The following is a 15,052-nucleotide window of genomic DNA, read 5'->3' as shown; positions in this document are numbered from 1 at the left end:
GCTTTCATAGAACAGCGATGAAATGAACGGTTTCTACAAGGCTGTTCATCAGTTGTTTTACTTCACTGACAATACATTTACCGACTCTGGTGCGGGATACATCATGCTAAAGCTGGGCGTAATATCACCCGAGGCTGCATTTAGAATATTGTCAAAGCGCAGGATCATGCCATTTGATTTTTCAGCAACATATACATGACCATTGCTGAGCATCAAGTCTACCGGATTACCCAACATTGAGTTCGGTCCTGCAATATTGACGGATACATCCGTTATGCCATCAGCACTGCCTGCGCCAGGAATCACGTACAATTTACCGTCAGTAGCATCCGCTGCGCTGCCTACATCAGAAATGACCAAACTATCGCTTTGGCTATCATAGTCTATGCCATGGATGTTGGTTGGCGCGGCAAATGCTGTCCCACCACTTGCAGGGACAATCAGCCTGTCTTCACCCGTAATTACGGTTTCACCGCTTTCCATTTTGCGCATCACTTCTTCAAACACGGCAACCGAACCGTTAGTTAACGCCAGATACGCGCTATCAGTCGATGGGTCGTAATCCACATCCCAAGGGCGCGCCCCGTTGGCAGCTTCAAGTGTTAATAGAGGCGCAACATTGCCTGATGCACAAGGCGAAAATACGCGAACGGCAGGAGTAGCTTCGTTAACATCTGCCACAAATATCACACCTGCTTCTGAGGCAATGTCTAACCCTTTAGGTGCAATCAAGCCTGTATCGCTACCCGCAATCGTGTGGTCGAAACTATCGCTATACATCATACCGTCTCGCATGGTTTTGAGGCGATTAATCACGAGTAAACCACCCGTTGAGGTTTCAACATCATCGAAAGTAATGACGCCATCACCGCTAGCCGTGAAAGCGGCACTCTCAATGCTCATACCAGCGTCAAAAGTGCTTAGCTCACTGGAAAGTACAGCGCTGTATTGCGCTACTTGCCCCGTGGTTGCACCTTCGCTTGCAGGGTTACTTGATACCGAAAGGCCCATAATAGGCATGGTAGTTATGCCATCGTCCGATGCGTCTTTCATCTCGTTCAGCTGAGTTAACTCGGCCAACGACTCTGGTTTTACTGAAGGCGTTGATAGCGTTGGTGCAACGTCGCCACTAGTACCGTTGAATATGTTTGAGAACACCAAAATGGCGTCATTGGATTTTTCCGCCACACGAAGATCAGAACCGGTTAAAACAATATCTACCGGATTACCAAGCTGGGTCGATGCGCCGCCAATCACTCTACTTGGTACAACAGCCCCATCAGCCGTAGAGACATTTTCTAAAACAAAAATTTGTCCATCATCAGCAATTGCAGCATCGCCAACGTCTGATAACACCATACGATTGGACATAGGCTCGTAAGCGATACCGTGCAGATTAATCGATATTTGATTTCCGTCTGCATCTGAAGGCACCACTGAACGCATAACTGTGGGCGCAAAATCAGAACCAGCGACACTATCGTAAACCGCGAGTGTCCCATCGGTCAGTGCAACAAACAATCTATCGCTTTGTTCGTCATAGGCCACATCCCATGGTTTTGCTGAGGTCATTATTTCTGCAATTGGTGCAACATTGCCTGCTGCTTGGCCACCGAATACGCTAACCTTTTGACCGTTAAAGTCAGCCACCATAACTAAACCTGCATTTTCAGCAAAGGCAATACCTTTCGGATTAACAAGGCCCGTAGTTGCGCCCGTTATCTCATGCCCTGTACTCATCATGTAGTCGGCTTGAGCTTCAAAATTACAAAGCGTTCTTAATAACGGTAAATCACTGTCGCCAGCTTGTACCAAGCTTCCGCTTTGCGTGAATTCAATCCCCTCATTCGCTCCAGTGGTTACCGTAGACAAAACATTTGCGTTTTGGTCAATAGAAGTAACCGTATTGCGGTTGTCATCGCCATTATTTGCGACCAAGAAAGTCGCTGACGCAAAGCCTGGGGTTCCATCTTGACCGGGTGCACCATCTTGGCCAGGCGCGCCATCAGTCCCATCGACACCATCTGTTCCGTCGTCACCGTCGCAGGCACTTAGCGCGAGAACCATTGCCGTCGCCAACAGTGACAGTTTTAATTTTTGCTGTGATGTTTTATTGAATTCCATCTTCATCTCCGTACTTGTTGATTCGTGAAGAGACGTCACTTAAACGCGATGCGATAAGTACTGCTCACGTCCTGTTCAACAAGCCAAACGATTGATGAGTGAAACTGGATGCAAAAAAAATAAAAAAACCTCAATGCATTGCTGCGATTGAGGTTTTTAAGCATTGTTAAGTAATGCGATAGTCTTTTAACGTGGTGGGAAGCCACCGCCTCCGCCAAACCCGCCAGGACCGCCGAATCCACCCGGGCCGCCTGGACCACCAGGGCCTCCAAAACCGCCACCCGGAGGCATCATGCCTTTCATCTGGCGCATCATCTTCTTCATGCCGCCGCCAGACATCTTTTTCATCATTTTCTGCATTTGCGTAAACTGTTTAAGCAAACGGTTTACGTCTTGAATTTGCGTACCTGAGCCTGCCGCAATACGGCGCTTACGCGACCCTTTAATCATATCTGGACGTGCGCGTTCAGCCGGAGTCATTGAATTAATGATGGCTTCCATTTGGTTGAACTGCTTGTCGTTTGCCTGATCTTTAATTTTGTCAGACATACCGCCCATGCCAGGAAGCTTATCAAGCATTCCCATCATGCCGCCCATGTTCTTCATTTGCTCAAGCTGATCTTTAAAGTCTTGCAGGTCGAAGCCTTTTCCTTTCTGTACCTTCTTGGCCAGCTTTTCCGCTTTCGACTTATCGACTTTACGCTCAACCTCTTCGATAAGGCTAAGTACGTCGCCCATGCCCAAGATACGAGACGCAATACGCTCAGGGTGGAAAGGCTCAAGTGCATCAACCTTTTCGCCCATACCGATAAACTTGATAGGTTTACCCGTGATGTGACGAACCGACAGTGCAGCACCACCTCGTGCATCACCATCTGCTTTGGTCAGTATTACACCGGTTAGCGGTAGCGCGTCGTTAAACGCCTTTGCCGTATTGGCAGCATCCTGACCGGTCATGGCATCAACCACGAACAGAGTTTCAATTGGCTTAACAGCAGCGTGAAGCTCTTTAATTTCGTCCATCATGTCGTTGTCGACATGCAAACGACCTGCTGTATCCACTAGTAGTACATCGAAGAAATTCTTCTTCGCTTCAACAATGGCATCGTTAACGATATCAATGGGCTTTTGTAAAATCGTTGACGGGTGAAAAGCTACATTCACTTCACCGGCAAGGGTTTCAAGCTGCTTGATAGCGGCCGGACGATAAACGTCGGCACTCACTACCATCACTTTCTTTTTCTCGCGCTCAGTTAGGTATTTCGCAAGTTTACCTACAGACGTAGTTTTACCCGCACCTTGTAAGCCCGCCATAAGCACAACAGCCGGAGGTTGAGTTGCGAGGTTAAGCTTTTCGTTCGCCTCCCCCATCACCGACTCTAGTTCAGACTGAACGATTTTAATAAATACTTGGCCAGGCTTGAGGCTTTTGGTTACTTCGGTACCAACTGCACGTTCTTTTACCTGTGCAACAAACGCTTTTACTACGGGTAGCGCAACGTCGGCTTCAAGTAGCGCCATACGCACTTCGCGTAGCGTTTCTTTAATATTGTCTTCAGTAAGACGCCCTTTACCGCTGACATTTCGTAATGTCTGGCCTAAGCGTTCTGATAAATTCTCAAACATAGTATGAAACTTCTTTTTATTTCAGACGTAATGCCCGCATTGTAACGTAAAAGCGAACGGTAACGTACCCACAATTGCGGTTAAATTTTTAAACTTTTGCGTCAAGGGTTGTAGAAATTTGATGTACGAATTTCGAAGTCGATATGGAGTAAAAATTGTCCTTCCATGATCCAATACCCACACTAAAAGTGGGTGTGAAACAAACAAAATCAAGGAGATGGTTGAATTTACTTGCAAGTTGCAGTATCAATACCGACTCAGTCGGTGAAGACGTCACCTACCTATTACAGGACGCATCATGAACACCCTTTTCGCCATTTCTGCTGCTTTACTCTACGCATTAGCTGCGGCAGTACTTATTGGCAAATTCGTACACCAAGACGGCCCGAATAAGCGATTAGGGCTATCCATCGCTAGTGTTGGGGCAATTGCACATATCGCTTTTCTCACCAACGTTATTATTGTCGCGCCTGGGCAAGACATGAGTGTAACCAACGTACTTTCATTAGTGTCGTGGATAATCACAGTATCCATGCTTATATTTGCCCGCGCCATTCCTAATCTTATTTTACTTCCTGTTGTTTTCGGCTTTGCAAGTCTTACGGTACTCGCCTCACAGTTTATTCCCGTGTCGTACATCATGCACATAGAGCTGCAGCCGGGCTTAGTTATCCATATTAGTTTGTCATTGTTTGCTTACTGCACTTTGGTCATTGCATTCTTATACGCACTGCAAATGTCCTACATTACCTACCGGTTAAAGCAAAAAGGTGCTGCGCTACTACATTCATCACTACCGCCTTTAATGCTTGTAGAAAACATTTTGTTCAAGCTGTTGCTTGCGGGAACTTGTTTACTAACCGTCTCACTAATTAGCGGGTTTGTTTTCTTAGAAGATATGTTTAACAAAACTTACGCGCATAAAACGGTGCTATCAGCGGCCGCTCTCGTTGTTTTTCTCATTCTTTTAATAGGCCAGAAACTTCGGGGTTGGCGCGGGCGACAAGTTATTGTGATGACAGTCTTGGGTGTGACGCTACTGTCCCTTGCCTATTTTGGTAGCAAATTAGTTCGCGAATTTCTTCTTTAAAACTCCCTGTATTTATTGCTGAGCTCGCTGCCGGGCTTGCTTTTTAGGCGGCTCGGCGGCGCTTGTCACTTTTTGGTGTTATCTAGTTAATTAGGGGCATATCAACAATTTTCCCTTGAAACTCGCACCTCAAATCAATACATTTGAAGCCTAAGTTAAGACAGGAACCCATTAATTGGACGACATATCAACGAGTACGCTGTTTATCGCGCTCGGCGTACTCATATTACTATCTGCGTATTTCTCTAGTTCAGAAACTGGCATGATGTCGATTAATCGTTATCGACTCAAGCATTTGCAAGGAGAAGGCAACCGCTCAGCTATACGTGTTGCTAAACTTCTAGAACGACCTGATCGCCTTATCGGCCTTATTCTCATCGGAAACAACTTAGTGAATATTGCAGCATCCTCGCTTGCAACCATACTTTGTATTCGTTTATTCGGTGACTACTGGGGGCTGTTTGCTGCTACCTTTGGCTTAACGCTGGTCCTACTTATTTTTGCAGAAGTAACGCCGAAAACACTGGCTGCGCTGTATCCAGAAAAAGTGGCATTTCCGAGCTCCATTATTCTGCTTCCACTGCTTACCTTGCTGTACCCTTTTGTGGCAGCGATTAACGGTATAACAAACGGCATTCTAGCTTTGCTAAGAATTAGTCCTGCAAGTGGAAGTGACGACTCGTTAAGTCGAGAAGAGTTAAGAACCGTGGTTTTTGAAGCTGGTGCCATGATCCCTAAGCGACACCAAGATATGTTGGTGAGTATTTTGGACTTAGAAAGTGTAACGGCCGAAGATATCATGGTGCCACGTGCTGAAATTTTTGCTATCGACATTAACGACGATTGGAAGAAAATTCAAAAAGCGTTAACCCATGCTCAACATACCCGTGTTTTATTATACCGAGACAGTGTCGACGATGCGGTAGGCTTTGTGCATGTGCGTGACGCCCTGCGCCTTCTATCAAAAGACCAGTTCACTAAATCAAGCTTGCTTCGCGCAGTTCGTGAGATTTACTACACGCCTGAATCTACCCCGCTGCACACGCTGATGTATAAGTTTCAAGCCGAAAAAGAGCGCATTGCTTTGGTTGTTGATGAGTATGGCGACATTATGGGTCTAGTCACTCTTGAAGATATTCTTGAAGAGATTATCGGTGACTTTACCACCAGTATGGTTCCAGACCACAGTAAGGAAGCACACGTACAACAGGATGGTTCAGTATTGGTTGATGGTAGTGCCAACGTCCGAGAATTGAACAGAGAAATGGATTGGAACCTGCCTACGGAAGGCCCTAAAACCCTTAATGGTTTATTACTTGAGTATCTTGAAGATATTCCTGAGAACAAAGTAAGCGTGCGTTTGGCGGGTTATCCGTTAGAAATTGTAGACATTTCAGAAAGCATGATAAAAACCGTCAGAATCATGCCGGAATACTATGTTGCACCTAAAGAGTCGAATAACGACCACTAAACGTTTTGGTGGTTAACCTGCCTTTCGGCCTTATCAGCTAACCTTTTGATTCGTCAGCTAGACGCTGTGCTCTATTTGCCAGCGCTCTAGCTTTCGCAGCAGCGACCTTATCTGACAATTCAGATAATTTGGCAATAATATCCTGCGTCTCCTTATCTTCACGTAAATCAGCCTCCGCCATATGCGATTGCAATGAACGTTTAAGGAGCTCAGGAATAGATTTGCTGTCCATTTCCCAACCCTTCAATAGAATAAACTTTGACACTCTCAAAGAGTCTATCGACCATGTGGGAATATACTTAACGATTAATTGTTCAATTTCCGAAATTAATCGCTAAGAAGGAGCAAGGCGTTTACAGTCCTTGATAATGCGTTACCAGCGTGCCTTTGTGCTCTTTTAAAGAATACTTGATAACAGCAATTGAGGCCGTAGAAAACAAACTTGTGGTGTAAGACTGGCACAGTTCATCAACGAGATAGCTAACTAGCGGCATGTGACTAACAACAAGAAGTTTTTTGATTGGTTTTTTGGAATTGACCGCGGCGTGAAGAAGTCCATCAATATAATCACTCACCAGTCTTGGCGAGCCTTCCGGAACAATATCTTCATTATTTTCAACTTTGTTCGCAATGATATCAAGCGATACCATATCATGGGTCTGTTTGGCTCGACGATAAGGGCTCACAAGCGCTAAGTCCACAATGCCTTTCTGGCAATATTGGTCTTTTAACCATAAAGCTGCTGTTTTGGCTTGCTCTCTACCTAATGGTGTAAGTTGCCTGCTTTTATCATCGAGTCTGGGCGCTTCTGCTTCACCGTGACGCATAATGAAAAGATAAATGTCGTCGTTGCTACTTTGACCTGACATAACATTGCGCATAGTATTAATGAAAGTATGCTAACGATATCAGAGAGCTGATACTACGCCTAGCGCTAAACGGCGAATAGTGAGAATTTTCGTACATTATTTAACGTTTTGTGAAGTTTCTCTTTATAGACGCTCCAGCAGTAAGGTGCTCTTGACCAAAAACGAGACAATGTGAACAACACCATAAATTTAGAAAACGCACATCACGTTACTTTACCTAATGGGTTGCGTGCCATGTTATGTCACACGCCAGAAGCGAGTGAATCTTTTGTTTCAATGGCGGTAAGAGCCGGACACTTTTATGACCCAAACGATTGCCAAGGGTTAGCCCATCTTCTTGAACACATGCTTTTTATGGGTAGCCGTCATTTGCCCAAACCCAATGCTATAAATGGATTCATTGAGCAACACGGCGGCACAATCAACGCGTGGACAGGTACCGAGTACACAAATTACCATTTTAATTGCAGCGGTGACGCTATTGCGCAAACATTGCCTGCATTTGCAGATATGCTTAGGCAACCCTTATTTGAAGAAGACGCACTAACCAACGAAATAAAGAACATTCATGCTGAATTTGAGTTTAAGAAAAAAGACGACCTTCGCCGCCTTTATCAAATTCATAAAGAGACATGTAATCCAGAACATCCTTTTGCAAAATTTTCTGTAGGCAATTGCGATACTTTTTCTCAACACGAATGTACAGAGCTTAAACGGCGCCTAAAGGCACTGCACCAATCGTATTACTGTGCGCTTAATATGCGCTTGTGCATAGCCAGTCCTATGCCAATACGTCAACTAGAGGCGTTAGTGAATCAGTGTTTTGGGACATTGCCAAGTGGACAGTTAGCCTCTGACGACTGGCCTTCGCTTTACACAGAAAATGAACTGGGCATTCAAATCAACATTCATCCGCTGCAATCTGCTAGACGTATGATAGTGACATTTGCCCTCCCCGCTTTACAGAACGACTACAAAACCAAACCGCTGAACTACATCAGCCATTTGATTGGTGACGAAGGTGAAGGAAGCCTACTTGCCTATTTAAAAGAAAAAGATTGGGCGTTAAATCTGATAGCGGGCTCTGGCATAGAAGGCGATAAATTTAAAGATTTTAACGTGAGCTTTCAGCTTACCCAGGAAGGCCTTAAACACAAAGCGCAGGTGTTAGAGGCACTATTTAGCTACATCGAATTAATTAGAGAAGCATCGACTGAAGAGTGGCGCTTTCACGAAAAGTCGCAGCTAAACGCGCTGGCTTTAGAGTACGAAGAAAATGTGAAGCCGCTTGGGATCATAACTGAGTATGCACAGCATCAATTTATATTCGAACCTGACGAATTAAATAGACTTCGCTCTACTATTGGTAGTTATGACAGAAGCATAATTGAGCATGCACTATCTTTTTTCACGCCCAAGAACCTTCGTTTAAAGGTCATATCAAAAGATGTTAAAACCACTCAGATTTGCGCATTTTATGAGGCTGAATATAGCGTTGAAGTCATCGACGATGCGCTAATACATTCACTTGAAAGCGCAAAGAAAATTCCAGAATTGTGTCTTCCCCCACCCAACCCTTATTTGGCGAGCGAATACACGCTTATCCTCCCTGAAACGGGGTTTAATGTTCCAAATAGGTTGGTAGATAATGGTGGCTATCGATTTTGGTTCGCTCAGGACCAACAATTCCATAGCCCCAAAGGCGATATTTATATCTCTTTCGACGCAGCTCAGTTTTCAGACTCTTTGACCTCTGTTGCGGCCAAGCGAATTTGGCTCGGCGCACTTAACGATCATCTCCAAGCTAAATACTACCGAGCTGAAATAGCAGGACTTCACTATCGGATTTATGGGCATCAAGCTGGGTTTACCCTACACACCCGTGGTTTTACGAATCAGCAGACATTGTTAGCAAGTCAACTTCTTGACGCCGTTCTCGGTTTTATTCCTGACGAAAGAGCCTTTGAACATCACAAAGCACTTCAAATTCAAAGCCTTCATAATTCACTGTTAAATAAGCCGACTAACCGTTTATTCTCTCGCTTAAGTGTTCTTATTCAACGCAACACGCAAGCGCCAGTTGAATTGTTAGACGTGATAGAAAACATCTCTTATAACGAGATGCTAAGCTGTCGCAGTGCAGCCTTTGAGCATTATTTTGTAGAGGCATTTATGCATGGCAACTGGGCAAGCGAAGAAGCAAAGGCATTTTCGACGTCGCTTCATAGCCATTGCAAAAATGCAGGGGGAGCTCCCCTTTCTCGTGCTGTATCTAAGCTGCCTGTAGGCGGAACTCTTTATCATGAAGTGTTGTGTAATCACGATGACTCAGCGGTCGTACTTTATTTACAAGCACCTTCTCCTAGCCTCACCGACACCGCATTATGCATGGTTCTTGAACAGATGCTGGCAGCACCGTTCTTCAATTCGTTAAGAACAGAACAGCAATTGGGATACATAGTCGGTACAGGCTATGTGCCACATAATCAACACCCCGGAATGGCATTCTATATACAAAGCCCGCAATGCAGTCCAAAGCAGTTGCTAGATGCAATGACCGCCTTTTTATTCCAGCAACTCAATGAAATAGAGTTCTATCGTTTTTATTGGCCGACTATCCAACAAAACCTTATTAAGCAGTTAGAAGAGAGAGACCTTACTCTTTCGATGAAGTCACAGCGTTTATGGGTAAGTTTGGGTACGCAAGATTTAGAGTTTAATAGAAATGCAAAGCTTGCTGAAAGGATCAAAGGCTTGAGTTTCGAAGAGATTCAAGACTTCGCGCATCAACTCGCTAAACGAGAGCGCTGCGGGGAATTGGTGCTGTTCTCTCGTGGAAAATTTGAGAGTATTCCCACGCAAGAAAAACGAACGATTAACAGTATTTCTGAATTCAAAAAAGAAATTCCTTACTACTAACGCTGCATGTAGGCACGTGCCACGGTCGTTAAGATTTTAATCAATCTGCCGATACCCAGTGGTATTCGCAGACAAGGTTGGTTAATAAGTAAACCATCATTCTTGTTATTACTAAAAAGTCCTTGTAGAGGCTTAGTTAATTCGGCATATTTATTATTCTGGCTGTTAGGGATGCCGCCAGTGAAATAAAAAAATAATAAATGGCGTATGCCAAAGGTGTGTAGGTGCGCTCAACCCTAATTTATTCAATTTCTCTTCTTTTGTTGGCTTTGTCAGGAATTCTTTTTTCTTCTGCAAAGGCGATAGAGGTTTCTGATCTTCATTTCAATGAGCTAAATAAACAGCAAGGACTCTCTGACACTGCGGTATTGGATATCGTTGAAGACAATAAAGGATATATTTGGATCGCGACCTCCAATGGTTTAAATCGCTATTCTGGTTATGAGGTGAAGCAATACCACCCTTCAGATGTTGACCACAATTCACTTCCGTCCGGCTATACTCAAAATCTATTCTTAGATTCTCATGGCGAGTTATGGGTGGGAACACAAGCAGGTCTTGCCAAGTATCAACCTGAAAGTGACAACTTCAAAGTTTTCAATAGAGAAAATAGTGTAATTAAAGTTGATTTTATTACTGGCATCGGAGAATCGTACGATGGTGACATTCTATTTGCTGATCTGAAGTTTCTTTACAAGTTATCGAAAGAGAGTCATCAAATTGAGGTTGTAAAACAGATACACAAAGACCAGAGTTTTATAAAGGTCATTTATGATGAAGCGAACCGCACCTGGTTAGGTTCAAATGAGTTTGGGCTTTCGCTTATAGACAAGGCTAACGAGTCACTTTATTCCGCAACAAAAGTAAATCCATGGGGAATCAACTTGGATGTTCGTTCTCTTCACGACATCAAAGTAATAAACGGTAACTATTGGCTTGCAACCAATGAGGGCATCTATGTCATAGCTGCTTCGGGTAAAATACTTCAACATTTGAAAGACGCATTCACTTCTAAGTCTGATGAAGCGCTTAATACCCTAACAATCTATGAGAAAGATGACGACATCTGGATTGGCACTCAAGCAGGCCTATTCATATTTAGTGATGCAGCAACGTCAGAGATAAATGGCAGCTTCCAGCCGAGGGTCATCTACCTTGATCACGACAATCAAGAGCTGACAGGCTTGCCTACAGCAACAATCATGAACCTAGTAACAGATAGAGTCGGTGGTATCTGGGTTACGACAATAAAGAGCGGTGCATTTAGGTATCACCCAGACTACGCTACAACTAGGTATAAATCTGTTTTTAATTCTTCGAGCTTATCCGAGGATGACTACTCCTCAATATGGGGCTTTGCAGAAGACTCCGCCAACGACATATATGTTGTTTCTCAACAAAGAGGACTTGGCGTTATTAATAGCTCTAGCGGAGAAGTAAAGTTCTCAGAAACCTTCTCTGATTTTGCGAACTCAATAACTTACTGGGATGTTGAAATAGATACCAAAGGCACATTCTGGGTTGCATCCTCTAATGGCATCTATGTTTTGAGGCAGGTGGAAGGAAAGCTTCAATTAATAGATCATGTGTTCGAAGGGTTATTTATCGATTTTCTCTATACCAAAGGGGACGAAGTTTGGATCTGGGAGGATACACAGGGACCGGTAAAACTATCTCTTGGTTATGATTCGTCTAAAGCATCTGTTGAGCCAATAAAAATAGAGATAGACTCATCCCGTTTAGTTCCGATCTATAAAGATAATGATAATCGACTTTGGCTGAGAAGCGAGTCAGGTGTAAGTATATACTCGCTGAAGAACAGGGAGTTGATCAAAAATTTAGATCAGAGCAATGGTTTCGATTCACTCGTTTACGGCGTTTACGAAACACCAGACTCATACTGGTTAACTACTCGCTCGAAAGGAATTTTGCAGGTCGACAAGCATTCTCTTGAATTTGTCAAAAGGCAAGTTCGTACAGAAAACTCTGGGCTAATAATATCATCCGTAGGTATCGATAACAGTATTTGGTATGCAGATACTACGGGAGTTCACCAAATCAAACTTCCCGAACTTGAAGAAGTAAGTTCGGTTCCAAATTCAGAGCTTAACTACAATTCTTTAGGCGAGAGCTCAGCTTTCGCATCCTCAGAAAAAACTATCTATTTTGGTGGGATGACTGGTTACAACATAATAACGAGTAAGAAAACTAGCTCAAAAGATGATTTGACGAAAACACTTATCCCAGAGCTTTCTGAATTAAAAGTTTTTGGGGTATCTAACAATAGGTCAAATGTAATTCAGAGGGAAAGCAGTGGCGAAATAAGTTATTTCTCATCGGCACAAAATATAGGAACTAAAAAGTCGATTGCGCTAGATTACAATGAGTCTAGATTCAGCATATCTTTCAATTTACTCAACGCTGTTTATCCGCAGCACGTGGTTTACCGATATCGGTTGCTTGGTTTTGACGACAACTGGATTGATAATGGAGACGACAGAGTTGCTCAATTTAATAATATAAGCTTTGGAAACTACGTTTTCGAGGTACAAGCAAAAGCGCCTGGAAGGTTGTGGTCTGACAGCAGAAATCTTTCAGTTCAAATCGCAAGACCACCTTGGCTTCATACTGTTGCTATTGTTTTTTACTGTATTGTCGCATTCGCTATTTTTGCATTTATCGTTCGCCAATATCAGATAAGGAAGGCAAACCAGCTTGCCATTAAAGAGTCGGAAGAACGCCTTAAACTGACGCTATGGAGTTCTGGAGATGAGCTGTGGGACTGGGACGTATACAGAGGCCAAGTTTACCGTGCAAATACATGGGGCACACTCGACTTCCCTCAAGATGATATACGCACCACAGGCGCTTACGATGCAAACATTCATCCTAACGACGTAAACCGTGTTAAAACTGCCCTAAGAGACCATCTTGAAGGTAATAGCGACTTCTACGAGCTCGCATACCGCGCAAAGACATTTAAGAATCAGTGGATTTGGATACTTGACCGCGGAAAAGTGGTTGAAAGAGACCACAATGCTCAGCCGGTACGAATGACTGGTACGCTTAAGAATATTCATCACTTAAAAGAAGCTGAAGAGCAGCTGAATCTATTTAAGCGTTCAATTGAGAATATTTCTGAAGGTGTATTCATAACTAATACCCAATTTAAATTCATAAGTGTAAACAATGCATATTGCGGTTACACCGGCGAGACCCGCGATCAGGCGTTAGCAAGCTATATGCACTTCCATCTATATCCAGACGCGTTTACCGAAGAAATTAAGAAAACGCTAAAAGCGAAAGGTAACTGGTCAGGTGAAGTAGAAAGTGTGCGAGTGAACGGCGAGCGCTATGAAATGGAATTAAACATAGACGCCGTCCATGACGATGACGGAAAAATAAGCCATTTTGTAGGCGTATTTAGTGATATCACGTCAAGAAAAAGTACTGAGAAAGAGCTATTGAAACTAGCTAATACCGACCCGCTCACGGAGCTTCCGAATCGTTCGTTCTTCCAAGCTAGCCACCAGAACTTGGTGCGGAAAGGGGCACAACATACCCTACTCTGTTTGGATATGGATAACTTTAAGAAAATAAACGATTCTTTAGGTCACCAAACGGGCGATATATTAATTAAACAAATAGCAAAGCGCTTACAGAGAATTACGGGTAAGAGTGCGACTTGCTATCGTTTAGGTGGTGATGAATTTAGCGTGTTAATGGAAGACAATGCCGATATCCACACGGTAACGCATTACGCACAGAACCTATTAGACACTTTATCTCGCCCCTTTATCATTAATAAGCAAGAGTTTGTATTGGGTGCCAGTATTGGTATCGCGTTCTTCCCTGACGACGGCACTTCTCCCCAAGAAATGCTGAAAAACGCCGACACAGCCATGTATTTCGCTAAAAACAATGGCGGTAACAGCTATCAGTTCTTTAGCGGAGAGATGAATCAAAACGCCGTTAGGCAACTGCAAATCGAAAACCTTATAAGACAAGGTATTAAAGATGACTTGTTTACGGTTTACTACCAGCCTAAAGTAGATATAGCCTCAGGTAAGCTAGTTAGCATGGAAGCTTTGGTGCGCTTTGAGCACCCACAAAAAGGCATAGTAAGCCCTGGGCAATTTATCCCTCTGGCAGAGCAAACAGGCCAGATTATAGAAATTGGTGAACAAGTGCTAAGAAAGGCTTGTGCAGATACCAAACGCTGGGTAAACCAAGGTTTGTTTAGTGGTCGTGTAGCTGTGAATATATCTGCGAAGCAGTTCGAATTACCCGACTTAGACGACAGAATAAACAAGATTTTAAGCGATATCGGTTTGTCACCACTACATTTAGAGTGCGAAATAACTGAAGGTACGCTAATGGAAAGTCCTGAAAACGGCCTTCAAATGATGACTCGCCTTCGCGAAAGAGGTATTCACCTAGCGCTAGACGATTTCGGTACAGGTTACTCGTCCCTAGCCTACTTAAAGCGTTTCCCGCTAAACACGCTAAAAATTGACAAAGCATTTATTGACGATATTGCAAAAAGTAATGTAGATCGTCATATGGCGGCTGCCATTATAAATATCGCCCACAATCTAGGCTTAAAAGTGGTAGCGGAAGGCGTTGAAGAAGAAGCTCAGCTAGATATTTTACGTCGCTACGATTGCGAAATGTTGCAAGGCTTCTTGTACAGCCGACCATTAAATGCAGAGCGCTTCGAGAAGCTTCTCACCGAGAATCAAAAGCTTCATACGCTGCTTGGCCACTCTAACTTTTAATAGCCCTTACCTTTTACTCGCGTATAGGGCGCGTACTTTCCCCTGCCTAATGCCACTCATTGCAGCTTTAGGCAAAGTCATGCCTATTCAACCTTATTTTATTAGACTTTAGTGCCATTAAAATGGCGCTTGTGAACATCGACAATTCTCCTCATCAAAGCGAAAAGCTAACTAC

8 protein-coding genes are annotated in these 15,052 nt (G+C 43.7%); 4 read left to right on the top strand and 4 right to left on the bottom strand.

The genetic code is table 11. The annotated features are described in order from the left end of the window. Positions 1–57: 57 nt before the first annotated feature. Both NO989_RS09690 and ffh read right to left on the bottom strand, forming a co-directional pair. The gene (locus tag NO989_RS09690) at positions 58–2,124 is read right to left on the bottom strand and encodes a YncE family protein (protein ID WP_371342440.1); all 2,067 of its coding nucleotides are present in this window, start codon (positions 2,122–2,124) and stop codon (positions 58–60) included. A gap of 186 nt (positions 2,125–2,310) precedes the next feature. Further along, a complete protein-coding gene (ffh, locus tag NO989_RS09685; RefSeq protein WP_014948819.1) occupies positions 2,311–3,750 on the bottom strand; it encodes a signal recognition particle protein in 1,440 nt (479 codons plus the stop codon). 298 nt (positions 3,751–4,048) lie between these two features. Here ffh and NO989_RS09680 point away from each other — a divergent pair, with 298 nt between their 5' ends. Both NO989_RS09680 and NO989_RS09675 read left to right on the top strand, forming a co-directional pair. After that, positions 4,049–4,840, top strand: coding sequence for an inner membrane protein YpjD (locus NO989_RS09680; RefSeq protein WP_014948818.1), 792 nt, complete (start codon positions 4,049–4,051; stop codon positions 4,838–4,840). A 175-nt stretch (positions 4,841–5,015) separates the two neighbouring features. Then, positions 5,016–6,311, top strand: a complete 1,296-nt coding sequence (locus NO989_RS09675) for an HlyC/CorC family transporter (RefSeq protein WP_014948817.1) — start codon at positions 5,016–5,018, stop codon at positions 6,309–6,311. A 37-nt stretch (positions 6,312–6,348) separates the two neighbouring features. Here NO989_RS09675 and NO989_RS09670 read toward each other — a convergent pair whose 3' ends face one another. Next, positions 6,349–6,543 (bottom strand): hypothetical protein, encoded by a 195-nt coding sequence (locus NO989_RS09670; protein ID WP_014978722.1) that lies wholly within the window; start codon positions 6,541–6,543, stop codon positions 6,349–6,351. A gap of 121 nt (positions 6,544–6,664) precedes the next feature. Further along, positions 6,665–7,180, bottom strand: coding sequence for a phosphohistidine phosphatase SixA (gene sixA, locus NO989_RS09665; RefSeq protein ID WP_014976012.1), 516 nt, complete (start codon positions 7,178–7,180; stop codon positions 6,665–6,667). Between the two features lie 171 nt (positions 7,181–7,351). Here sixA and NO989_RS09660 point away from each other — a divergent pair, with 171 nt between their 5' ends. Together NO989_RS09660 and NO989_RS09655 are read left to right on the top strand one after the other, a co-directional pair. After that, positions 7,352–10,099 carry an insulinase family protein gene (locus tag NO989_RS09660; RefSeq protein ID WP_321825238.1) on the top strand — a complete coding sequence of 916 codons (2,748 nt, stop codon included), beginning with the start codon at positions 7,352–7,354 and terminating at the stop codon, positions 10,097–10,099. 224 nt (positions 10,100–10,323) lie between these two features. Next, the gene (locus NO989_RS09655) at positions 10,324–14,877 is read left to right on the top strand and encodes an EAL domain-containing protein (RefSeq protein ID WP_321825237.1); all 4,554 of its coding nucleotides are present in this window, start codon (positions 10,324–10,326) and stop codon (positions 14,875–14,877) included. Positions 14,878–15,052 lie beyond the last annotated feature (175 nt).

It is taken from the genome of Alteromonas sp. DY56-G5 (genome assembly GCF_041414725.1).
Taxonomy (GTDB): Bacteria; Pseudomonadota; Gammaproteobacteria; order Enterobacterales; family Alteromonadaceae; genus Alteromonas; species Alteromonas macleodii.
This window is presented reverse-complemented; position numbering and strand designations above follow the sequence as displayed.